19 protein-coding genes and 1 tRNA gene are annotated in these 22,199 nt (G+C 65.5%); 16 read left to right on the forward strand and 4 right to left on the reverse strand.

Annotated elements, in window-relative coordinates; genetic code table 11:
- Positions 1-194: 194 nt before the first annotated feature.
- Positions 195-2,837 carry an alanine--tRNA ligase gene (gene alaS, locus R2N03_RS14505; protein WP_316658276.1) on the reverse strand — a complete coding sequence of 881 codons (2,643 nt, stop codon included), beginning with the start codon at positions 2,835-2,837 and terminating at the stop codon, positions 195-197.
- A gap of 207 nt (positions 2,838-3,044) precedes the next feature.
- Here alaS and R2N03_RS14510 point away from each other — a divergent pair, with 207 nt between their 5' ends.
- From R2N03_RS14510 to R2N03_RS14555, 10 genes are all read left to right on the forward strand, one after another.
- The gene (locus tag R2N03_RS14510; RefSeq protein ID WP_316658277.1) at positions 3,045-4,265 is read left to right on the forward strand and encodes a CaiB/BaiF CoA transferase family protein; all 1,221 of its coding nucleotides are present in this window, start codon (positions 3,045-3,047) and stop codon (positions 4,263-4,265) included.
- 37 nt (positions 4,266-4,302) lie between these two features.
- The gene (locus R2N03_RS14515; RefSeq protein WP_316658278.1) at positions 4,303-4,755 is read left to right on the forward strand and encodes a DUF2214 family protein; all 453 of its coding nucleotides are present in this window, start codon (positions 4,303-4,305) and stop codon (positions 4,753-4,755) included.
- A gap of 212 nt (positions 4,756-4,967) precedes the next feature.
- Complete coding sequence (locus R2N03_RS14520) at positions 4,968-5,453, forward strand: tripartite tricarboxylate transporter TctB family protein (RefSeq protein ID WP_316658279.1); 486 nt, start codon at positions 4,968-4,970, stop codon at positions 5,451-5,453.
- Between the two features lie 10 nt (positions 5,454-5,463).
- A complete protein-coding gene (locus R2N03_RS14525; RefSeq protein ID WP_316658280.1) occupies positions 5,464-6,966 on the forward strand; it encodes a tripartite tricarboxylate transporter permease in 1,503 nt (500 codons plus the stop codon).
- Positions 6,967-7,151: 185 nt separating this feature from the next.
- The gene (locus R2N03_RS14530; protein ID WP_316658281.1) at positions 7,152-8,138 is read left to right on the forward strand and encodes an esterase/lipase family protein; all 987 of its coding nucleotides are present in this window, start codon (positions 7,152-7,154) and stop codon (positions 8,136-8,138) included.
- 13 nt (positions 8,139-8,151) lie between these two features.
- Complete coding sequence (locus R2N03_RS14535; RefSeq protein ID WP_316658282.1) at positions 8,152-9,204, forward strand: lipase secretion chaperone; 1,053 nt, start codon at positions 8,152-8,154, stop codon at positions 9,202-9,204.
- A gap of 62 nt (positions 9,205-9,266) precedes the next feature.
- Positions 9,267-11,015, forward strand: coding sequence for a glutamine--tRNA ligase/YqeY domain fusion protein (locus R2N03_RS14540; RefSeq protein WP_316658283.1), 1,749 nt, complete (start codon positions 9,267-9,269; stop codon positions 11,013-11,015).
- 44 nt (positions 11,016-11,059) lie between these two features.
- Complete coding sequence (locus R2N03_RS14545; RefSeq protein ID WP_316658284.1) at positions 11,060-11,623, forward strand: YceI family protein; 564 nt, start codon at positions 11,060-11,062, stop codon at positions 11,621-11,623.
- 28 nt (positions 11,624-11,651) lie between these two features.
- A complete protein-coding gene (locus R2N03_RS14550; RefSeq protein ID WP_316658285.1) occupies positions 11,652-11,873 on the forward strand; it encodes an RNA-binding S4 domain-containing protein in 222 nt (73 codons plus the stop codon).
- A 70-nt stretch (positions 11,874-11,943) separates the two neighbouring features.
- On the forward strand, positions 11,944-12,327 hold the full coding sequence (locus tag R2N03_RS14555) for an MAPEG family protein (protein ID WP_316658286.1): 384 nt from the start codon (positions 11,944-11,946) through the stop codon (positions 12,325-12,327).
- 57 nt (positions 12,328-12,384) lie between these two features.
- Here the strand turns inward: R2N03_RS14555 and R2N03_RS14560 are convergent, their stop codons facing one another.
- Together R2N03_RS14560 and R2N03_RS14565 are read right to left on the reverse strand one after the other, a co-directional pair.
- Positions 12,385-13,707, reverse strand: a complete 1,323-nt coding sequence (locus R2N03_RS14560; protein WP_316658287.1) for a DUF3999 domain-containing protein — start codon at positions 13,705-13,707, stop codon at positions 12,385-12,387.
- On the reverse strand, positions 13,704-16,502 hold the full coding sequence (locus tag R2N03_RS14565; protein WP_316658288.1) for a DUF2339 domain-containing protein: 2,799 nt from the start codon (positions 16,500-16,502) through the stop codon (positions 13,704-13,706). Before R2N03_RS14565 ends, R2N03_RS14560 begins: the two co-directional genes overlap by 4 nt.
- Before the next feature lie 164 nt (positions 16,503-16,666).
- Between R2N03_RS14565 and R2N03_RS14570 the strand changes: the two genes are divergently transcribed.
- From R2N03_RS14570 to R2N03_RS14590, 5 genes are all read left to right on the forward strand, one after another.
- Complete coding sequence (locus tag R2N03_RS14570) at positions 16,667-17,215, forward strand: YaeQ family protein (protein ID WP_316658289.1); 549 nt, start codon at positions 16,667-16,669, stop codon at positions 17,213-17,215.
- 39 nt (positions 17,216-17,254) lie between these two features.
- On the forward strand, positions 17,255-17,608 hold the full coding sequence (locus tag R2N03_RS14575; RefSeq protein WP_316658290.1) for an FKBP-type peptidyl-prolyl cis-trans isomerase: 354 nt from the start codon (positions 17,255-17,257) through the stop codon (positions 17,606-17,608).
- Positions 17,609-17,671: 63 nt separating this feature from the next.
- Positions 17,672-17,747: transfer RNA gene (locus R2N03_RS14580), tRNA-Cys, on the forward strand.
- Positions 17,748-17,883: 136 nt separating this feature from the next.
- Entirely contained in the window at positions 17,884-18,615 is a 732-nt protein-coding gene (locus R2N03_RS14585; RefSeq protein ID WP_316658291.1) for a gamma-glutamylcyclotransferase, read from the forward strand.
- A 13-nt stretch (positions 18,616-18,628) separates the two neighbouring features.
- Positions 18,629-19,423, forward strand: coding sequence for an ankyrin repeat domain-containing protein (locus R2N03_RS14590; protein WP_316658292.1), 795 nt, complete (start codon positions 18,629-18,631; stop codon positions 19,421-19,423).
- 27 nt (positions 19,424-19,450) lie between these two features.
- Here the strand turns inward: R2N03_RS14590 and R2N03_RS14595 are convergent, their stop codons facing one another.
- Entirely contained in the window at positions 19,451-21,157 is a 1,707-nt protein-coding gene (locus tag R2N03_RS14595; RefSeq protein WP_316658293.1) for a long-chain fatty acid--CoA ligase, read from the reverse strand.
- Positions 21,158-21,351: 194 nt separating this feature from the next.
- On the opposite strand from R2N03_RS14595, the gene trxA reads away from it, so the two are divergent.
- Positions 21,352-22,197 carry a thioredoxin gene (gene trxA, locus R2N03_RS14600; RefSeq protein ID WP_316658294.1) on the forward strand — a complete coding sequence of 282 codons (846 nt, stop codon included), beginning with the start codon at positions 21,352-21,354 and terminating at the stop codon, positions 22,195-22,197.
- Positions 22,198-22,199: the final 2 nt, after the last annotated feature.

The raw sequence follows: 22,199 nt of genomic DNA on the forward strand, positions 1-22,199 counted from the left end.
GCAACGTTTTCCCGGTATAGGCCATGGCGGGGCCTGTCTCCAGCGGCAGGCGTTTGCCAGCCGACTTGTCAAACAGGCCTATACAAGTCTGCGAAGCGTGCGCGGCGCACGGAATGGGGCCCAAAAAACGAACGGCGCGCGCCCCGTTGCCGGGAACGCGCGCCGTTCAGCGCATCCGATGCGAAGGGGTTACATCACACCTTCTGCTGCACCCACGCTGCCACACCAGCCAGCGCCTGCGGAAGGTTATCCGGCTCCGTACCGCCGGCCTGCGCCATGTCCGGACGGCCGCCGCCCTTGCCGCCGACCTGCTGGGCGACAAAGTTGACCAGCTCGCCGGCCTTGACCTTGGCCGTGGCGTCAGCCGTCACGCCGGCAATGAGCGCCACCTTGCCGTCGGTCACGCTGCCCAGCACGATGGCCGCGGTCTGCAGCTTGTCCTTGAGCTTGTCCATGGTTTCGCGCAGCGTCTTGGCATCGGCGCCATCCAGCTTGGCAGCCAACACCTTGATGCCGGCCACGTCCACGGCCTGGCTCACGAGCTCGTCGCCCTGGCTGGCGGCCAGCTTCGACTTGAGGCGCTCCAGCTCCTTCTCGAGCGACTTGACCTGATCCTGCACCTGGCCGATACGCTGCGTCAGTTCCGACGGCTGGGCACGCAGAGCGGCAGCCGCTTCGTTGATGCGCGTGTCGAGCGTCTGCAGGTAATGCAACACGTTGTCGCCAGTGATGGCTTCCACGCGGCGAATGCCCGCTGCCACACCCGATTCGCTCACGATCTTGAACAGGCCGATGTCGCCCGTGCGCGCCACGTGCGTGCCACCACACAGTTCCTTCGACGAACCGATCGACAGCACGCGTACTTCGTCGCCGTACTTCTCGCCGAAGAGCGCCATCGCGCCGTTCTTGACCGCGTCGTCGAAGCCCATGAGTTGGGCGCTCGTGGCCGCGTTGGCAAAAATTTCTGCGTTGACGCGCGCTTCCACTTCGCGGATCTGCAGCGGCGTCATCGGCGCGTTGTGCGAGAAGTCGAAGCGCGTCTTTTCCGCATCGACCAGCGAGCCCTTCTGCTGCACGTGGCTGCCCAGCACTTCACGCAGTGCCTTGTGCATCAGGTGCGTTGCCGAGTGGTTGCGCATGGTGCGCGCGCGGCGCACGGCGTCCACTTCCGCCGCCACGGCATCGCCAACCTTGAGCACGCCGGTGCGCAGCTCGCCGTGGTGGCCGAACACTTCCGGCTGCACCTTCAGCGTGTCCGCCACGTCAAACCAGACGGTCGCGGCCTTGAGCGTGCCCTGATCGCCAACCTGGCCGCCCGATTCCGCATAGAACGGGGTGTGGTCCAGCACCACCACGCCGGTCTGGCCCGGATGCATTTCCTGCACCGATGCGCCATCCACAAACAGCGCCGTCACCCGCGCGGTTTCACGCACGAGTTGGTCATAACCGTGGAAGGTGGTCTTGTCGCCGGTGTAGTCGAGCGTGCCGGCGGCCATCTTGAACTTGCCGGCGGCGCGTGCCTGCTCGCGCTGGCGGTTCATGGCGGCGTCAAAGGCGGCTTCGTCGACGATCACGTCGTTCTCGCGGCAGACGTCTTGCGTCAGGTCCAGCGGGAAACCGAAGGTGTCGTGCAGCTTGAAGGCGAGTTCGCCGTCGAGCATCTTGCCGCCGTTCGCCTTGAGCTCGCCCAGCGCGCCGTCGAGGATCGACATGCCGTGCTCGATGGTCTCGAAGAAGCGGGCTTCTTCCGTGCGTAGCACCTCGACCACGCGGTCGCGTGCCTCGCGCAATTCCGGATAGGCTTCGCCCATCTGCGCGACGAGGTCGTCCACGAGCTTGTGGAAGAACGCTGCGCGGCAGCCGAGCTTGTAACCGTGGCGGATGGCGCGGCGGATGATCCGGCGCAGCACGTAGCCGCGGCCTTCATTGCCGGGGATCACGCCGTCGACGATCAGGAACGAGCATGCGCGGATGTGGTCGGCAATCACGCGCAGCGAATTGTTGGCCAGATCCTTGGTGTTGGTCTCGCGCGCAGCCGCAGCGATGAGCGCCTGGAACAGGTCGATCTCGTAGTTGCTGTGCACGTGCTGCAGGATCGCAGCCAGACGCTCCATGCCCATACCGGTGTCGACGCACGGTGCGGGCAGCGGGGTCAGCGTGTATTCGCCGGTCGCCGGATCGAGCTGGCGATCGAACTGCATGAACACGTTGTTCCAGATCTCGATGTAGCGGTCGCCGTCGGCTTCCGGGCTTCCCGGAGGGCCGCCCCATACGTCCGGGCCGTGGTCGTAGAAGATTTCCGAGCACGGGCCGCACGGGCCGGTTTCGGCCATCTGCCAGAAGTTGTCGGAGGCATACGGCGCACCCTTGTTGTCGCCGATGCGCACGACGCGCTCGGGCGGCAGGCCGATGACCTTGGTCCAGATGTCGTAGGCCTCATCGTCGGTCTGGTAGACGGTGGCCCACAGCTTGTCGGCCGGCAGCTTGTATTCCTGCGTCAGCAGCTCCCACGCCCACACGAGTGCGTCGCGCTTGAAGTAGTCGCCGAACGACCAGTTGCCGAGCATCTCGAAGAACGTGTGGTGGCGCGCGGTGTAGCCGACGTTTTCCAGGTCGTTGTGCTTGCCTCCGGCGCGCAGACAGCGTTGCACGGAAGCCGCACGCACGTACGGGCGCTTGTCGGTACCAAGGAAGACATCCTTGAACTGCACCATGCCGGAGTTGGTGAACAGCAGCGTCGGGTCGTTGCCCGGCACCAGCGGCGAGGAGCGCACCACGGTGTGGCCCTTGCCCTCAAAGAAGGTCAGGAATTTTTGGCGGATATCGGAGGCTTTCATGTCGCGGGGTGCCGGAGTCAGCATGGCGCCTTGGAGCATCCCGCTCCTGAGCGCCTTGGATTAGTGCAAACCATTGATTATACGGGGTTCGCGCCCGGGTCGCGTCCATTCTGCGCCGCATTTTCCCCGGTTGGTCGCATGGGGCTGCGCCCCTTCCGGGGCGTGGTGTAGAGTGCACCCGTTCCAATTGTGTCGATTCGTCAATCCATGGGCGCTCTGAGCCATCTCCGTGTTCTCGACCTGACCCGCGTGCTTGCCGGCCCCTGGTGCGCGCAGAATCTTGCCGATTTCGGCGCCGACGTCATCAAGGTAGAACGCCCCGGCGCCGGCGACGACACGCGCACATGGGGCCCGCCGTGGCTCAAGGACGAAGCCGGCCAGGACACCGCCGAAGCCGCCTATTACCTGGCCGCCAACCGCAACAAGCGCTCGATCACCGTCGACATCAGCACGCCCGAGGGTCAGGACATCGTGCGCCAACTCGCCGCGCATGCGGATGTGGTGCTCGAGAACTACAAGGTCGGCCAGCTCAAGAAATACGGGCTCGACTACGCATCGCTCAAGGCGGTGAAGCCCGACCTCATCTACTGCTCCATCACCGGCTTCGGCCAGACCGGCCCCTACGCCGCGCGCGCCGGCTATGACTTCATCGTGCAAGGCATGGGCGGCTTCATGAGCCTGACCGGCGAGCGCGACGACCTGCCCGGCGGCGGCCCGCAAAAAGCCGGCGTGGCCATTTCGGATTTGATGACCGGCATGTACGCCACCGTGGCCGTGCTGGCCGCTCTTGCGCATCGGGACCGCACCGGCGAGGGCCAGTACATCGACATGGCGTTGCTCGACGTGCAGGTGGCGATGCTGGCGAACATGAACACGAACTATCTGGCCAGCGGTCAGGCGCCCAAGCGCTGGGGCAACGCGCACCCGAACATCGTGCCGTATCAGACGTTCCAGGCGGCCAATGGCTGGATCATCGTGGCAGTCGGCAATGACGGCCAGTTCCGCCGCTTTGTCGACGCCGGCGGCATGCCCGAGCTGGCCGACGACCCGCGCTTTGCCACCAACCCGCAGCGCGTGGCCAACCGCGACGTGCTGGTGCCGATTCTGGCCGAGATGGTCAAGCGCCTGAGCAAAGGCGAATGGATCGACAAGCTCGAAGCCGCCGGCGTGCCGTGCGGCCCGATCAACTCGCTCGACGAGGTGTTCGACAACGAGCAGGTACAGGCGCGCGGCCTGCGCGTCGACCTGCCTCACCCGAGCGCCGGTAAGGTCAAGCTGGTCGGCAGCCCGGTCAAGATGAGCGCCACGCCGCCCAAGGCCGCGAGCCACCCGCCGCTGCTGGGCGAGCACACCGACGCCGTGCTGCGCGACGTGCTCGACCTGCCGGCGGCACAGATCGATGCGCTGCGCGCGCGCGGCGTGATCTAGTCCCCCTGAACCTACCCCCCACTCTTGCGAGGTCAACATGTGGCTCGATGCGTTGCTGGCTTACCTGCATTACATCTCGATCTTCACGCTGATCGTCTTCATCACCGCCGAAGCAGTGGTGCTGCGCCCGGACATGACGCCCGAGATCCGCAAGCGCCTGGCACGTTATGACGCCGTGTACGGTGCTGCCGCGGTCGCGGTGCTCGTCACCGGACTGCTGCGCCTGTTTTACGGTGCGAAGGGCTATGCGTTTTACGTCCACAATCCGGTCTTCCACATCAAGGTTGGCCTGTTCATCCTCGTGGCGCTGATGTCGATTGTCCCGACGCTCACCATCCTGCGCTGGAAGAAGCAGGCCAAGATGCTGCCCGACTTCGTGCCGACGCCGTCGGAGATAGCCAAGACGCGCCGCTGGGTCATGATCGAGTCGCACCTGATCATCTTCATTCCGCTGGCTGCGGTGTTGATGGCGCGCGGTATCGGCATGTGACCTGCCAAGGGGCGCATGTGCGTTGGCAGCGATGGCGGCGGTACGGCCCGAGGTACCGACGCTACGCTGCTAGGACAAACCCTGAACCGATCGCCGCAACAGGCAGCACACGCTGTGCCCGCAAGGTGCTTGAAAGCCGGTCTGCATAGCGTGCACACTTGGCCCCATCCAGGCGGGCCGCCGCCCTGAGGCGCCGCACGAGGAGACCCACCTTGCAGAACGATCCGCAGAATCGTCCAGTCATCCGCAGTCAGCAGGATTTTGCGTCCGGCATCCTGTTCATCGTCGCGGGCGCAGCGTTTGCCTTCCTGGCGCGCAGCTATCGCATGGGCACGGCCAGCAGCATGGGCCCCGGCTACTTTCCGTTCTGGCTCGGCATCCTGCTGGCCCTGCTGGGCGGGGTGGTGGTCATGCAATCACTGTCGCGCAAGGGCGTGGCTGACCGCATTCCGCGCTGGGACGCCAAGACGCTGCTGTGGGTGCTCGGCTCGGTGGTGCTGTTCGGGCTGCTGCTGCAGCCGCTGGGCCTGGCGCTTTCGCTGGTGGTACTCGTGCTGGTGTCCAGCATGGCGAGCCACGAGTTCAGCTGGAAAGGCGCCATCGGCACGGCCATCGTGATGGTGCTGATGAGCCTCGCGGCCTTCGTCTACGGGCTCAAGCTGCAGTTCCCGGTATGGCCCGCGTTTATCGGCAATTGAGGCGCGCAACATGGACCTCTTTGCCAACCTCGCGCTCGGCTTCTCCACCGCGCTCTCGATCCAGAACCTGATCTACGCGTTCATCGGCTGCGTGCTCGGCACGCTGATCGGCGTGCTGCCGGGCCTCGGCCCCATCGCCACGATTGCGATGCTGCTGCCGGCCACCTACGCACTGCCGCCGGTGGCCGCGCTCATCATGCTGGCCGGCATTTACTACGGCGCGCAGTACGGTGGCTCCACCACCGCCATCCTCGTCAATCTACCGGGCGAATCGTCGTCCGTGGTGACCACCATCGACGGCTACCAGATGGCACGACGCGGACGGGCCGGCGTGGCGTTGGCGACAGCAGGCATCGGCTCGTTCTTCGCGGGTTGCGTGGCCACACTGGTGCTGGCCGCCTTTGCCACGCCGCTGTCGGAATTCGCATTCAACTTTGGGCCCGCAGAGTATTTCTCGCTGATGGTGCTGGGCCTGATTGGCGCGGTGGTGCTCGCCTCCGGTTCGCTGGTCAAGGCCATTGCGATGATTGTGCTGGGCCTGCTGCTCGGGCTGGTCGGCACCGACGTCAACTCCGGTACGGCGCGCTATTCGTTCGATGTACCCGAGCTGGCCGACGGGCTGAACTTCGTGTCGGTGGCGATGGGCGTGTTCGGCTTTGCCGAGATCATCGCCAACCTCGAGCAGAAGGAGCACCGCGAAACCTTTGTCGAGCACGTGCGCAACCTGTGGCCCAACCGCGCAGATTTCAAGCGCATGATCCCTGCCGTGCTACGCGGCACCGCGCTCGGGTCGGTGCTGGGCATCCTGCCCGGCGGCGGGGCGACGCTGGCGTCGTTTGCGTCGTACTCGCTCGAGAAAAAGACGTCGAAGTATTCACACGAGTTCGGCAAGGGCGCCATCGAAGGCGTGGCCGGCCCCGAGTCGGCCAACAATGCGGCGGCCCAGACATCGTTCATCCCGCTGCTGACGCTCGGGATTCCGCCCAACGCGGTGATGGCGCTGATGGTGGGCGCGATGACCATCCACAACATCCAGCCCGGCCCGCAGGTGATGACCAGCAACCCCGCGCTGTTCTGGGGCCTGATCGCCTCGATGTGGATCGGCAACCTGATGCTGATCGTGCTGAACCTGCCGATGATTGGCGTGTGGGTGCGCCTGTTGAAGGTGCCGTATCGCTTCCTGTATCCGGCCATCCTGGTGTTCTGCTGCATCGGCGTGTATTCGGTGTCGAACACGACGTTCGATATCTTCCAGACGGCCCTCTTCGGGTTGATCGGCTACGTGTTCGTCAAGCTGCGCTGCGAACCGGCGCCCATGCTGCTCGGTTTCGTGCTGGGGCCGATGATGGAAGAGAACTTCCGCCGCGCGCTGCTGCTCTCGCGCGGCGACTTCTCCACGTTTGTGGCCAAGCCGCTGTCACTGGCCCTGTTGATTGCTGCGGCGATCCTGGTTTTGCTCGTTGTTCTGCCGGCCATCCGCAAGAAGCGTGAGGAAGCGTTTCAAGAAGAATAGCGGCGCTGCTGCATTGCATCCCAGACGACCGGAGGCGCGCCCTCCGGTTTTTCTTTGCGCACGCGGCACTGCACCATTAGAGCCAAACTTCCACTTCGGTTGACGTCGGATACCGCACTTTGGATAACGGAGGGCGATCGATCCCGAGAGATCGGCACACCATCCAATGTCCAGGAGACAACCGAATGTCACGACCTACCCTGCTCCGCGCTGTGCGCGGCTTCCTACGCACGCACGCTGCAGCCGCCGTCTTGGCCACATCCGCGCTGACCTTGGCCGCTGCCGCGCCAGCCCAGGCCGCCAGCACGTATGCCGCCACCAAGTACCCGATCGTGCTTGTGCATGGCCTGTCCGGCACCAGCAAGTTCCTCGGCGTGGTGGACTACTGGTACCAGATTCCGGAAGACCTCCGCGCCAATGGCGCCAATGTCTATGTCGCCGATGTGTCGGCCTTCAACGATGAAACCGTGCGCGGCGAACAGCTCGTCAGCCAGATCCGTACCGTGCTCGCGACCACCGGCGCGACCAAGGTCAATCTCATCGGGCACAGCCAGGGCGGACTGACTTCGCGCTACGCGGCTGCGGTGGTGCCCGACCTCGTGGCGTCCGTAACGACCATCGGCACGCCGCACAAGGGCTCGGAGTTTGCGGATTTTGTCGAGTCGACGCCTCAGCCCTTCCAGGCACTGGTCAGCCTGGGCGCGGACGTGTTCGGCTCGGTGCTCGGCTGGTTCAACGGTGCGAACAACCCGCAGGATGGCTTTGCCGCGCTGCATATCCTGTCGACCGCGGGCGCGGCGGAATTCAACGCGCAGTTCCCGTCAGCGGGCCTGGCCAGCGGGTGCGACACCGGCAGCGCGATCGATGTACGCAACGGCAACGTGCAGAAGCTCTACTCCTGGACCGGGCGTTCGGTGGCAACCAACTTCCTCGACCTGTTCGACCCGGCGCTGGTCTTTACCGGCTCCGTCATGCAGGCGCGCGGCTCGGGCACGAACGACGGCTTGGTTTCCGTCTGTAGCGCGAAATTCGGTCAGGTGCTGTCAACCGACTACGCATGGAACCATCTCGACGAGGTGAATCAGTTGCTCGGCCTCATCGGCTGGGGGGCAGCCGACCCGGTAGCGGTCATCCGCACACAGGCGAACCGCCTGAAGCAGGCCGGCTTGTAAGGCGAGCACCACCATGAAGACCCGCTCGCCGTCCATGCAGCCCATGACGTTTGTCGTTGCCGTGCTGGCCGCCGCTGTGGCGGCGGGCGGCGTCTTCTGGTGGCATGCCTCCGGCGGCGTGCAAGCGCGCTCGGCAAGTGCGCCGCCCACCGCCGGGGGCGCGTTCATCGGCAGTGTCGGCAGCACCCAGGACCCCATCGCCGCGCAGCCACCCGAACTTGCCGACACGCAGGCGCCCGACGGCCTGCACGTCGACGCGCAGGGCCACCTCATCATGGAGGCGGCCAACCGCGAGGTGTTCGACTATTTTCTCGACGTGCCTGCCTCGCTACCGGAAACGCGACGTGTGGCGATGGCGGAAGCGCACCTGCGCGCCAAGCTGACGACACCCGCGCTGACCGAAGCCCAGTCGCTGCTGCAACGCTACCTCGGCTACCGCAAGGCACTCGCCGCACAGGGCGAGGACAGGCGCGCAAAGCCCAGCATCGAGCAACTCCAGCAACGCCCCGAGCTGATCGGCACGCTGCGTCAACAGCTCGCCGCCCGCGCAGCGCTGCGGCAGCAATATCTCGGTCGGGACGTGGCGCAAGCCTGGTACGGCGACGACGATGCCATGGATGCCGCCGCCCTGGACCGCATGGCGGTGATGATCGACCCGTCGCTCACGCCCGAGCAGCGCGCGACCAGGATCGCCGCCATCGATGCCAACCTGCCGCCGTCGATACAGCAGGCGCGCCGCGACGCCTCCGCCCCCCTGATGCTCGCCAACGACATGGCAAGCTGGACAAAGCAGGGCCTGAGTGATGCGCAGATCCGCCAGCGGCTGTCCGCACAGGGCATCAACGACGTGGTGGCGGATCGCCTGATCCAGGGCAATCGCGAAGACGCCGACTGGCATGCCCGCTACGACGCCTATGCGCGTGAGCGCGACCGGATCAGCCATTTTGCAGGCCTGTCGGAATCCGACCGCACAGCACAGATCGCCCAGTTGCGGCAGCAGACCTTTACCGCTTCGAACGAGCGGCTGCGTGCCCAGGCGCTTGATGGCCTGGCCCAGCGCAAATGACGTCCGGGGCCGATGGCGTCGAGGCACGGTAAAATCCCGGGATTGCCGAATCCAGCACTCCCATGAGCCAAGACAACGCCAGCGGCGCGGGCACCTCCGCCGCCCCCACGTCCAACTTCCTGCGCCAGATCATCGATGGCGATCTCGCACAAGGCACCTACGCCGGCCGCAAGGACGCTGCGGGGCAGCCCATTCCGCCGGTGGTCACGCGTTTCCCGCCGGAGCCCAATGGCTACCTGCACATTGGTCACGCCAAGAGCATCTGGGTGAACTTCGGCATGGCCAAGGACTACAACGGCCGCTGCCACCTGCGCTTTGACGACACCAACCCCGTCAAGGAAGACACCGAATACGTCGATTCCATCATCGACGCCGTGCACTGGCTCGGCTATTCGTGGAACGACGCCGGCGGCGAGCACCTCTACTACGCCAGCGACTACTTCGAGCAGCTTTACGGTTTTGCTGAAGTGCTGATCCAGCGCGGCGCAGCCTACGTCGACAGCCAAAGCGCCGAGCAGATTGCCGCCAACCGGGGCGATTTCACCAAGCCGGGCACGCCCTCGCCGTTCCGTGACCGTTCGGTGGAGGAAAATCTGGCGCTGTTCCGCGACATGCGCGCCGGCAAGTACAAGGACGGCGAACTGGTGCTGCGCGCCAAGATCGACATGGCCGCGCCGAACATCGTGATGCGCGACCCGGTGCTGTACCGCATCCGCCATGCGCATCACCACCGCACCGGCGACGCATGGTGCATCTACCCGATGTACGACTTCACGCATTGCATTTCCGATGCGCTGGAGAACATCACGCATTCGCTGTGCACGCTGGAATTCGAAAACAACCGCCCGCTGTACGACTGGGTGCTCGACCACCTGCGCGACGCCGGCGTGCTGCCCGCACCGTTGCCGCATCAATACGAATTCGCGCGACTGCACCTGACGTACGCCATCACCAGCAAGCGCAAGCTGCTGCAACTGGTGACGGAAAAGCGCGTCGATGGCTGGGACGATCCGCGCATGCCGACGCTCGTTGGCATCCGCCGCCGCGGCTATACGCCCGAATCGATCCAGCTCTTCTGCGAACGCGTGGGCGTGTCGAAAGCCGATAGCTGGATCGACATGAGCATCCTGGAAGGCGCCGTGCGCGACGACCTCGATGCGCGTGCGCCGCGCTCGGTGGCCGTGCTGGACCCGGTCAAGCTGGTGCTCGACAACGTGCCGGCCGATTTCAACGAGCCGTGCTCCGCACCTGTGCATCCGAAGCAGCCTGAACTCGGCCGCCGCGAATTTCCGCTCACACGTGAACTGTGGATCGAGCGTGAGGACTTTACCGAGACGCCGCCCAAGGGCTACTTCCGCCTGTTCCCGGGCAACAAGGTGCGCCTGCGCTACGGCTATGTGATCGAATGCACAGGCTGCGACAAGGATGCCGACGGCAACATCACCGCCGTGCACGCCAACATCATTCCGGATACGAAGAGTGGCACGCCGGGTGCTGACAGCGTCAAGGTGAAGGGCAACATCCACTGGGTGAGCGCCGCACATGCGCTGGAAGCTGAAGTGCGCCTGTACGACCGCCTGTTCAGCGACCCGCAGCCGGATTCGGGCGACAAGAACTTCCTGGATGCGCTCAACCCCGACTCCAAGAAGACTGTCACGGCCTATCTGGAGCCCACGCTGGCAACGGCGAAGGCGGAAGACCGCTTCCAGTTCGAGCGCCACGGCTACTTCGTGGCAGACCGCGTCGATTCGCAACCGGGCAAGCCCGTGTTCAACCGCGTGGTCGGCCTGAAAGACAGCTGGGGCAAGTAAGCACAGGCCCATGCACGCCATGGGCCTCTGATAACGGAGGCATCATGCGTGCATGGATCCTATTGCTGGCGGGGTTGTTCACCACTCCCGCCTTTGCCACATCATTTGCGCCGGATCTGGCGCACACATCGGTCTACTTCGGCGCATCGCATTTCGATCGGAGCACGATGCGCGGCCGCTTCGACAAGATCGACGGCGCCATCAATTTCGATGAAGCCACCAACCAGGGCGGCATCGATTTCACCGTCGACGCTGCATCCGTCAACACGCGCCTGCGGGTGCTGGACGGTGTGCTGAAATCGGAGCAGTTTCTCGACGCCGCGCAATTTCCGATCATCCGCCTGCGCAGCGACCGCTTTGTCGTGGAAGGCGGCAAGCTGGTCGCCATCGAGGCCAAGCTGACACTGCACGGCGTGACGCAGCCTGTGCGGCTGGAAGTGCGCCGCTTCAGTTGTGGCGACGAGAAGATGCCCGGCAGCACGCGCCACGTCTGCGGCGGCGATTTCCACCTTGCCATTGCCCGCAGCGCCTTCGGCATGACGCGCTTTCTGCCCGACGTGGGCGACCGCGTCGACCTCGACATCAGCGTGGAAGCCACGCCTCAATAAACCTCGCAACAACCGCTGTAATCCATTCATGCCCAATATCGATTTCGCCCTGACCACCGAATACATCGAGCTGCACAAGCTGCTCAAGCTCACGGGGGTGGTCGACAGCGGCGGCGCCGGCAAGGCCGTGGTTGCCGACGGCGCTGTCACCGTCGACGGGCAACCAGAGTTGCGTAAGACCGCCAAGATCCGCCCTGGCCAGGTCGTCATGCTGGGCGACATCCGCATCGCCGTGCACGGGTCCGACTAGCACTGCAGGTGTTTGAAAACGCCGTATGTGCTAGGGTGCGGCACCTTCATCATCCTTCCGGAGATTGACCATGCCGATCGCCCTCTGGTGCGTCCTGATCGCGGCCGTGTTGCCCCTCGTGAGCGTTGGCATTGCCAAAGCCAGCGGCCGCAAGTACGACAACAACAATCCGCGCGCATGGCTCGCTCAGCAGACCGGCCTGCCCGCCCGTGCCGCTGCCGCGCAGCAGAACCACTTCGAAGCGTTCCCGTTCTTTGCCGTGGCCGTGCTGGTGGCCATCCTGGGCGGCGGGGTGATCGACCGCATCAATCTGCTGGCGATGGCATTCATCGTAGCGCGCCTGCTGTACACGATCTGCTATCTGGCCGACTGGGCCACGCCACGCTCACTGACATGGTTGGTCGGTTACGGCATCACCATCGCCCTGTTCGTACAGCCGGCTTTCGCCCACTGACGCAGCGCGTCCGACCATGAAGAACGGCGCCCCAGTGGCGCCGTTTTATCTGGCAGGTCAGACAGACGCGTCAGGCGGGGGCGGCGCAGACGTGCGGAACAGCCTCCAGGCCATCGCGCCCAGCGCGGCGACCGCCGCAACCAATGCGCCCCAGAGCACCCACCGGCGCAGGCGTCCACCGGGCGGTTCGGCCGTGAGGGCCTCCGCAGATTCGCTCATCGCGCCGAGTTGTGCGAGTGCGACGACGGGCGACACCCCGACGAGCAGATCTGCGCGGGCGATCGGGCTGCCGTGCGCCACCTCCCCCACTGCCAGCACGAACGGCACATTGCCGCGCGCGGCGTACGTGACCGTGGCGGGACGCCACCCGATCGCCAGTCGCGGCGCACCGGCCCCTAGACCACCGCTGCGCATGTCGACCTGCAAGCGCCAATAGCGCTCGCCCGTGGCGGGCACGACGATGGGGGCATTTTCCTGTTCGTCCTGCCCGCCGGCACCCGCCAGGCGAAACAGCCGGATCGGCATGACCGGCCGCCAAGGCACATGCGGGTCGGCACGCGCAGACAGCGTGGCCTGCGCGACTGTGTTGGCCTGTGGCAGGCGAACGTTCACGCGCTCGACCGGAAACACGCCGCCCGTATCGAACTGGTAGTCGCCAGCGGCAGGCACCTGCACTGGGGCCAGGCCGGTACGCCACTGGATGGCGCGATCAGCTGGCGGTACGGGCGCGCCTGCGGCAAGTTCCGCGCGCACGCTGTCGGGCACGGGAGGTTTGTGCTTCCATGTCAGACGCAGGTACTTGGCGTGCATGTCGGTCAACTCGATGCGATCCTGCACCAGCGTACTGCCCCGGTTTGACAATCGGAACAGCGTTGCCTGGGCAACCGGACGCCAGTGCTGCAAGTCATCGCTGGCCTGCACGGTCACATCGCTCTGGAATTCCGCCGCCGGCAGGCCGACCACCAGGGCGGTGACTGTGCCATGCAACTGGCTGAGATCGACCAGCCACGCGCGCGCCGGCGCCGGCGCAGGCATCCCGCCGGTCGCACGCAGCACACCGTCAGCACCGAGCACAACACCCGCGGCGCCCGGCTTATGCGTATCGTCGATGGGCGTGGCGAACCAGTGCACGTCTTGCAGCGCGCGCGCCTGCGGTGCAGGGTCACGCGGAAACTCAATCGTGAACGGCACGGGCTCGCCGTCCCCGTTGAGGATGCGCAGGTCGGCCAGACTGGCATCGTGCGCGTGAGCATAGACGTCTTCGGTGAGGGTGACGGCGTAATAGGCGGCGCCGGGCGTGCCGGTCAAGGCAAAGCGCTCGGCCCAGGCCGAGGCCGACAGCAGCGACGCCACTGCCATCGCAAGAACGACCTTCTTCACGGAACCTCCTTGGGCTCGCCTTCCGACTGGCCCCTTGGCGGCAGCGGAGACAGATAGCCGATCAACAGTAGCAGCACGCCAATGGCGATGAACGACACAATGCGCTCCACCCCCGTGACGCGCGACAGGTCAAACAGGAACAGCTTGATGACGGTCACGCCCAACAGCGCGCCGCCGGTCAACCACAGGGAGCGACTCGCACGGCGCGTGGCCGTCACCATCACCGCGAGCGCCAGCACCGTCCAGAACATCGACAGCGACGCCTGCACCAGCATCGAATCGCCCAGATCGTCCAGCGTGTAGGGCACATGCGCCCAATGGTGCAGCGTGCGCAGCAGCACGGCGTTGGCCCAGATGAACAGCGTGGCGCCCGCGGCGTAGCCAATCACCAGCGGCTCAGGCACAAGCTTCTGCAACGCCACGCGGCGCATCCACAGTGCAACGGCCACGAACACCAGCAATTGCGCCACGTCCAGCGGGTTGAGGATGGGCAGGTAGAACAGCGGTGCGGCATTGCCGTCGCTTGCGGCACTGGCAAGACTCCACAGCCACAGCAACGCGGCTAGCGGTGCCGCCCCCCAGAGCAGATAGGCGCGCTCGAAGCGGGCGATGGGCCAGCGCATGCGCCAACCCGCGCCCGCCAGCAGCGCGAGCAGCGCGCCATAGCCGTAGGCCCAGGCGGCGAAGCTCCAGGTACCTTCCGGCACGTAGGCATCGAGGCGCCAGTAGCCCTCGGTAGCCAGCATGCCGCAGATCCACCAGAACAGAATGGTGTGCAGCGGCGCGAGGATGGCGTCTTTCACGTCGCGCTCCTGACGGCGCAGCAGCGCAAAGGTCAGCACGATCGACGCGAACCACACCAACCCGCCCCACCCTGCCATCGGCGACGGCGCCCAATGTCCGATCGCGGACAGTGCAACGAGGGCAAGCGCGGGGGACAGCGCGAGCGCCGGCCATTCGGCCAGCGCCCAGTCGAGCTTGCGGCGGATCGCATGCGCCCCCCATGCCGTCAGCACGGCGAATCCGGCATGCAGCGGAATGTCCGGCCGATCGACGACCCCGGTCGCAGCACGCCAGGCAAAACGATCAATTTCGTCGCTACCGCAGCCGAGCCACCACAGCATGCCCCACATCGACGCGGCAACCCCCAGCGCTGGGGCCGCCCTCAGCCAGTCACGCGCCTCTGCGTTGCCGTGCAGGCGCCAGCCGCTGAACACCCCTGCGAGTGCAATCAGCAGCCCCGCCATGTAGTGGCTGTTGAACACAGGCCAGTGCATCGATGCCGACGACTCGAACAGCGTGCCCAGGCTGAATGCCACGCCCGCCGCCAGTTGCATCACCAGGCCCGCCGCCAGGGCCAGACGACGCTGCTGGCGCACGCTTACCCACACCACCGCCGCGCCTTCCAGCGCCCAGACCGCACTGGTGGTGCGCCCGTCGAACGCCAGCGGGATTGCCAGGGTGATGAAGATGACGCCGAGCGCGAACATCGCCTCAAACAGCAGGCGGAGATTGGCTCGCCTGGGCGCAAGCCAGGCAGCAACGCCGAGATAGAACGCCGCCAGCGCCGCGGCGCTCCACGCCATCGCAAACGGAATATGGTGCACCAGCCCGGCCTGCAGACCGATCGCCACCAGTGGAGTACCGAACACCAGCGTGCCATCCACGTAGTCCCTGAGGCTGACGTGACGGCGCAGCGCATACAGCAGCGCGATGCCCACATACATGAGGAAGAACAGAACCAGGAACGGCTCGGTGCTGGACAGCCATGCCGGCTGATAGCGCAGCACACCCCACGCCGTGGCAATGCCGAATGTCAAGACGAAGCCCAGCAGGTTCAGCGCCCGCCACGCCCGGAACCATGCGATAGCGAAGACGCCCGCATTGAGCAACGCGTAATAGCTGAACAGCACCACGTGGCTGCCTTGTCCGGTGGAAATCAATATCGGCGCCAGGAAACCGCCTGCGCTGCCGGTCATGGCGAGTGCCGGCGCGTTCTGCTTGACGGCCAGCCCGGCAGCCAGGGCGCAGATCACCACCAGCAGCGCAAACGCGACACCCGGCGCCAGCAGCGGAACCATCCGCGTGGCGGCGAACACCGTGAGGTACAGCACGCCGACCCCGCCACCCTGCAGCACGAGCGCATAGCCGGGGCGCTTGTCGCGCAGGCGCCAGCCGATGCCGAGCAGCGCGATCGCCCCGACAGCCACGCCAGCCAGACGGAACTCCACGGGTAGCAGACTGTTGTCCGCTGCGTACTTGAGCAGGAAGGCCACGCCAAAGAACAGGATCAGAATCCCGACCCGCACCACGCTGTTGCCGCCCAGCAGCCAATCACGCGCCGCGCCGACAGCCCGCTCAACCCAGTCGCGCTCGCGCGGCAACGCAGCGGGCGACGGCATGGGCTCAGGCGTGACGGGTCCGGCCGGAGCCACGACGGGGGCTGGCACGGCAGGCGGCAGGTCAGCGGCCTCCTGCAGCAAACCCGGTTCCGCCAGCGGCTCGCCCTTGATGTCAGCAACCTGCTGACGCAGCCATGCCACCTCATGCTCGAGCCGCGTCACACGCTCCTGAAGCATCGCCGGGGCAGACGCTCCATCGGCTTGCGAACGCGCCCCGCCGCCAAGTGCTTCAGGCATGCGGCGTGGCTGGGCCCACCGCGAGCTCGCACGCTTGTCCAGGTGCAGGATCAGCGCGGCCAACCCCACGCCGATCAGCGCCCCGAGGAACGCACCCGCGACACCCCCCGAGAACGCCCCCAACAGCAGGCCCAAGATTCCGAATATCCAACGCATCGTTTTGCTCGTCCTGGTTTGGATAGGAGAGGCGCGCACTCATTGCGGCGTACGCATCGCTCATATACCGCAAACCGCGACCAATGGGAATGCGCGCGGCCGATACCGTCAGCTTCATCCGCGCGTGCGACAATGCGCGCTTTGCTTGAGAATCGCCCACCCGCATGGCCCTGAAATCCACGATCTACAAAGTCGATCTGCAGATCGCCGACATGGATCGCCACTACTACGGCAATCACGCCCTGACCGTCGCCCGCCATCCCAGCGAAAACGACGAGCGCATGATGGTGCGCGTGCTGGCCTTCGCGCGCCATGCCAGCGAAACGCTTGCCTTTACACGTGGCCTGTCCGAACCCGATGAACCCGAGCTCTGGCAGCGCGACCTGACGGACGCGATTGAACTCTGGATCGACCTCGGCAACCCTGACGACACCCGCATCCGCAAAGCGTGCAACCGCGCCGGCCAGGTCGCCGTGTATACGTATAGCGGCAACGCCACCCGCGTGTGGTGGCAGCAGATCGAAAACAAGGTCGCGCGCTTTGCCAACCTCTCGGTCTACGAAGTCGCGCCCGAGACCGTATCCGCACTGGCGGCCATGGTGGAGCGCACCATGCGCCTGCAGGTGACGATCCAGGACGGCGAAATCTGGATCGCCAACGACGCGGATAACGTCCACGTCCAACTCGACACGCTCAAGGCCGCAGCGGCCTGAGCTTTTTCTCCCACCCCGTCATTACCCACGAGGCTTACCATGACCACCGTAACCACCCCGAGCGGCCTGCAATACGAAGACGTCGTCGTCGGCGACGGCGTTGAAGCCACGGCCGGCAAGTACGTCACCGTGCATTACACCGGCTGGCTGTACGACAACGGCCAGGCCGGCAAGAAGTTTGACTCCAGCAAGGACCGCAACGACCCGTTCGCCTTCCCGCTGGGCGCCGGCCACGTCATCAAGGGCTGGGACGAAGGCGTGCAGGGCATGAAAGTCGGGGGCACCCGCAAGCTGATCATCCCGGCCGCACTCGGGTATGGCGCACGCGGCGCCGGCGGCGTGATCCCCCCGAACGCGACGTTGCTTTTCGAGGTCGACCTGCTGGAAGTCTGATCCTGCGCTAGAATCGCGCCCGTCGTGCGATGCCCCACACGGTGCATCGCGAATCCCCCCCCTGGCGGGGTGGCAGAGTGGTCAATGCTGCGGCTTGCAAAGCCGTATATGACGGTTCAATTCCGTTCCCCCGCCTCCAGTTTCCCGGTTGCAGCCTTTCCACCGTTGCGGCCGCGCCATAGCCAAACGGCTCCCGCTCGGCACAACGCGCCATTTCTGCGGGATCAGCTGACCGCCCGCGTGACCACTCGTAACGATTGCTCTATGCTTGCGACATGGCCGTCACCCGAGAGGATCTCGAACAGAACCGGTTGCGCGCCGCCCTGGGTGATTCGCCCGTCGCGTCGTCGTTGCTGACCGAGGCTGCGCTGGAAGCGTCGCTTGCGTCGACGCTGGCGCGGCTGTCGACTGCGCCCAGCGGATGCCAGGACGCCTGGGTGTTCGGCTACGGCTCGCTCATCTGGAATCCGATGATCTTTCACACCGAGGCGGCCCCCGCCACGGTGCATGGATACCACCGCGGCTTCTATCTGTACTCCCGCATCAACCGGGGCACCTGGGACAACCCCGGGCTGGTGCTCGGGCTGGACCGTGGCGGCAGTTGCCGAGGCGTGGCCTTCCGCGTGCCGCGAGACCGCGCCGAGCGTGAATTCCGCGTCCTGTGGCGGCGCGAGATGCTGACCGGCGCCTACCTGCCCCGCTGGCTTCCCACCGAGATCAACGGTCAACGCGTCTGTGCCCTGGCCTTTGTCATGAATCGCACGCACGAGGCCTATGCAGGCCGGCTGCCCGACGAGCGCGTGGTCACCTGCCTGCGTGAAGCGGTTGGGCTGTATGGCCCCGCGCGCGAATACCTGCAGCGCACACTCGTCGGACTGGCCAGCAACGGACTGCAAGATCCCTATCTGGACCGACTGTGGGCGCGCCTGCAAGCCATGGATGCCGCCAACGCGCCGAGCGCGGCTGCGGAACCGGCTGCGCAGCCCGACCCCTACCTGAGCGCCTGAGCGCGCGCCCGCCATGCTCCTTGCCACGCGTCCTGCGATCAACCAGCTCATCGGCGTCATGCTGGGGGTGGCACTGGCAGCCGGCGACGTGGCCAATGCCTGGCAGGAACAGCATCTGCCGATGCTGCGCACCGCAGCTGGTGCCAGCAGCGCCAAGGCCGCACCCGGCGCGGCCCCCGTCGCGCATCCGTCTCGTCACGGCAGCAACCCCGCCACGCGCGACCGCGACCTCATCGTGGCGGCCCAGACCGGCAACACGATGGCCATCCAGTCTTTGCTGGCGGACGGCGCCAGCCTGAAGGCGCGAGATGCCGATGGCCGCACCGCGCTCATCGCTGCCGTGTACGCACACATGGGGGCCGCCGCCCGGCTGCTCATCCAGGCCGGCGCCGACGTCAACCTGCAGGACAATGCGCAGAACAGTGCCTTCCTCCTGGCCGCCATTCAAGGCGATGCGGAAACCGTGCGCCTGGCGCTCACACACGGCGCGAACGTGCGCGCCACCAACGCCGATGGCGACACCGCACTGATACCGGCTGCGCGTCGCGGCTATGTGGAAGTGGTGAACGAACTCGTGAAAGCGGGCGTACCGCCCGATGCCACCAATAATCTGGGCCTCACCGCCCTGATCGAAGCCGTGGCCCTGGGAGACGGCAGCGAAAAGTACGAGAAGACCGTCCAACTGCTGCTCGATGCCGGCGCAGACCCGAACCTGCCTGACCGGGGAGGCGTCACGCCGATGCGCCACGCTCGCCAGCGCGGATTCCACGGCATCGGCGCGCTGCTGTTCAAGGCGCGCGGGCATTGAAAAAGGGGCCTCTCGGCCCCTTTTCATTTATGCCACAGCAGGCTTCTGCGCTGCCTCGCTTGTTGCGTTCTCCTGCTCTTGCAGCGTGCGCCACATCACCTTGCCCGTGCCGGACTTGGGCAGCGCATCGACAAACTGCACCACGCGCGGGTACTTGTAGGCCGCCATGTTGTCGCGTGCCCAATTGATGATGTCGTCTTCCGTGGTCTTGCCCTTGGCGTGTGCCTTGAGCACGACCACCGCCTTGACCGACTCACCGCGGTACGCATCGCGCGTGCCGATGATGCACGCTTCCTGCACATCCGGGTGCTTGTACAGGAGGCTTTCCACCTCGGCCGGCCAGACCTTGAAGCCAGAGGCGTTGATCATGCGCTTGAGCCGATCGGTCAGGAAGAAATAGCCTTCCTCGTCCATCTTGCCCAGATCACCCGTGCGGAAGAACTGCTTGCCCTCAAACTCGATGAACACCTCGGCGCTGGCCTGCGGCTTGCCCCAGTAACCCAGGAACACCTGCGGACCGCTGACGATGATCTCACCCACCTCGCCGGGCGGCAGCTCCCTGAGCGTCTGCGGATCGACCACGCGCGCATCGGTGTTGAATACGGGAATGCCCAGGCACTGCTGCTTGGGGCGATCGGCGGGGTTGCTGTGCGTCGGCGCGATAGTTTCTGACAGACCGTAACCTTCCTGGTACGCCAGGTTGAAATCCTTCAGCAAGCGCTCGGCCACCGCCTGGGGCATCGCCGCGCCACCTCCGCCAATGTAGGTCAGGCTCGACAGGTCAAACTCCGCCAGTTGGGGACTCGCCAGGAAGTCGATCACCATGGTCGGGATGTTCGTCCAATGCGTGACCTTGTAGCGCGAGATCAGCCGGCCTGCCACCTCGCGATCCCAACGCGGCAGCATCACCACGGTCGAGCCCATGTAAATGGGTGCATTCATGCCGTACTGCATGCCCGTCACGTGGAACAGCGGGATGATCGACAGGCTCACGCCTTCCATCGTCGAGCCTGACCACAACGAGCCCCCCACGATGTTGTGCATGACCGTGCGGTGAGGGTGCATGCAGCCTTTCGGAAAGCCCGTGGTGCCCGATGTGTAAGGCATGACGGCCAGATCGTCCGGCCCCGCGGTGTGCGGCCCCGGCACCCGGCGCTGCGCAAGCGCGTCGGTCCAGGCGACCGCGCCGGGTTGCCCCGGATGCTGTGCGGTCATCCATGCAGGCGGCGCATCTTCTGGATACTCGTACGTGGCCGGCAGCGCGTCGGCATAGGACGTGACCAGCAGGTGGCGCGTACGCTGTGCTTCGGGCAGATCGGCGTTGGCCATGCTCACGTTGGGCGCCAGATCTGCGCTGCAGATGACAGTCGCGGCGCCCGCGTCGGTGATGTAATGCTTGAATTCCTCTGGCCGGTTCATCGGGTTGACCGGCACAACCACCGCATCGGCGCGCAGAATGCCGTAGTACGCAGCGATGAACTGCGGGCAGTTCTGCATGTAGAGCAGCACGCGGTCGCCTTTCTGCACGCCCGCCACCTGCTGCAGCCAACCCGCGACGGCGAGCGCCTCGTCATGCAGCGCCTGGTAGGTGGTGTGGCGACCGTAGAAGATGATCGCGTCCTTGTCCGGGTAGCGCCGCGCGGACACTTCCAGGTTGAACCACAGGCTCGTTTGCGGCGAGTGGATGTTGTGCGGCAATCGCCGCGGCCAAAACTGGAAGTGCGGTCGTGTCATAACGTGTCTCCGTAAAGCTGTCTGTTGTTTTTACCGGATGGTATCCGAACGATCGTTCTATTTTCAACCGTTGTCAGGACAACCATTTTTTTCCGGAGGGCAGCGCACGCTCACACCCCCAGTAAAATGCGCAGGCTTCGCCGGCACGCTTTGCCGCCGGCGACTCACTTTGTTTCCCCTGGAGAATCCCGACGATGAGCGACGTCACCTCGCAGAATTTCGCGCAGGAAGTGATCGAAACATCTCGCCAAGTTCCGGTGCTGGTTGATTTCTGGGCGCCTTGGTGCGGCCCATGCCGCACGCTCGGCCCGATGCTGGAAGCGCTCGAAGCCGAGTATGCCGGCAAGTGGAAGCTCGCCAAGGTCAACTCGGACGACAACCCCGAGTTGTCGGCGCAGTTTCGTGTCCGCAGCATTCCGTTTGTCGTGGCCTTCGTGGACGGCAAACCTGTCGACCAGTTCGTCGGCGTGCTGCCCGAAGGACAACTTCGCGCCTTTCTGGATCGGGTCATTCCGCAGCCGTCCGACGTGGCCTACCGCGAAGGCCTGGCGGCGCGGCAGGCCGGCGAAACGCAGCGCGCGCGCGAAGCGTTCCAGAACGCCCTCGCCTTCGACCCGGGTTTCGATGCAGCGCGCTTCGAGCTAGTCAACCTGCTGCTCGACAATGGCGACGCACAGGCCGCGCAAGATGAGTTCACGCTGCTCTCACCGAAGGCGACGCTTGATGCGCGCTACACCCCGCTGCAGACACGCCTGAAGGCCGCCGAACGCGCCGACGCGTTGCCCGATGCAGACGTGCTGCGCAAGCAGATCGAGGATGACCCTGGCAATCTTCAGGCCCGCCTGGACCTGGCCCAGCAATACATTGCCGGCCAGCAATACGAAAGCGCGCTCGAACAGCTCCTCGCCGTCGTGGAGCGCGACCGCACGTTCCGCGACGATCTTGCGCGCAAGACCATGGTGTCGGTCTTCGACATGATGCGCGACGCGCCGCAGGCCGTTTCGCACTGGCGCCGCCAACTCGCTTCCAGACTGAACTGACC

The organism is Ralstonia condita (assembly GCF_958405655.1).
GTDB classification, from domain to species: domain Bacteria; phylum Pseudomonadota; class Gammaproteobacteria; order Burkholderiales; family Burkholderiaceae; genus Ralstonia; species Ralstonia condita.

Bases quoted from the DNA above. Each gene is read 5' to 3' on its own strand.
- alaS (WP_316658276.1), bottom strand. From the start codon at position 2,837: ATGAAAGCCTCCGATATCCGCCAAAAATTCCTGACCTTCTTTGAGGGC.
- R2N03_RS14585 (WP_316658291.1), top strand. From the start codon at position 17,884: ATGGCCGTCACCCGAGAGGATCTCGAACAGAACCGGTTGCGCGCCGCC.
- R2N03_RS14530 (WP_316658281.1), top strand. From the start codon at position 7,152: ATGTCACGACCTACCCTGCTCCGCGCTGTGCGCGGCTTCCTACGCACG.
- R2N03_RS14565 (WP_316658288.1), bottom strand. From the start codon at position 16,502: ATGCGTTGGATATTCGGAATCTTGGGCCTGCTGTTGGGGGCGTTCTCG.
- R2N03_RS14555 (WP_316658286.1), top strand. From the start codon at position 11,944: ATGCCGATCGCCCTCTGGTGCGTCCTGATCGCGGCCGTGTTGCCCCTC.
- R2N03_RS14545 (WP_316658284.1), top strand. From the start codon at position 11,060: ATGCGTGCATGGATCCTATTGCTGGCGGGGTTGTTCACCACTCCCGCC.
- R2N03_RS14540 (WP_316658283.1), top strand. From the start codon at position 9,267: ATGAGCCAAGACAACGCCAGCGGCGCGGGCACCTCCGCCGCCCCCACG.
- R2N03_RS14525 (WP_316658280.1), top strand. From the start codon at position 5,464: ATGGACCTCTTTGCCAACCTCGCGCTCGGCTTCTCCACCGCGCTCTCG.
- trxA (WP_316658294.1), top strand. From the start codon at position 21,352: ATGAGCGACGTCACCTCGCAGAATTTCGCGCAGGAAGTGATCGAAACA.
- R2N03_RS14570 (WP_316658289.1), top strand. From the start codon at position 16,667: ATGGCCCTGAAATCCACGATCTACAAAGTCGATCTGCAGATCGCCGAC.
- R2N03_RS14575 (WP_316658290.1), top strand. From the start codon at position 17,255: ATGACCACCGTAACCACCCCGAGCGGCCTGCAATACGAAGACGTCGTC.
- R2N03_RS14590 (WP_316658292.1), top strand. From the start codon at position 18,629: ATGCTCCTTGCCACGCGTCCTGCGATCAACCAGCTCATCGGCGTCATG.
- R2N03_RS14550 (WP_316658285.1), top strand. From the start codon at position 11,652: ATGCCCAATATCGATTTCGCCCTGACCACCGAATACATCGAGCTGCAC.
- R2N03_RS14510 (WP_316658277.1), top strand. From the start codon at position 3,045: ATGGGCGCTCTGAGCCATCTCCGTGTTCTCGACCTGACCCGCGTGCTT.
- R2N03_RS14515 (WP_316658278.1), top strand. From the start codon at position 4,303: ATGTGGCTCGATGCGTTGCTGGCTTACCTGCATTACATCTCGATCTTC.
- R2N03_RS14595 (WP_316658293.1), bottom strand. From the start codon at position 21,157: ATGACACGACCGCACTTCCAGTTTTGGCCGCGGCGATTGCCGCACAAC.
- R2N03_RS14535 (WP_316658282.1), top strand. From the start codon at position 8,152: ATGAAGACCCGCTCGCCGTCCATGCAGCCCATGACGTTTGTCGTTGCC.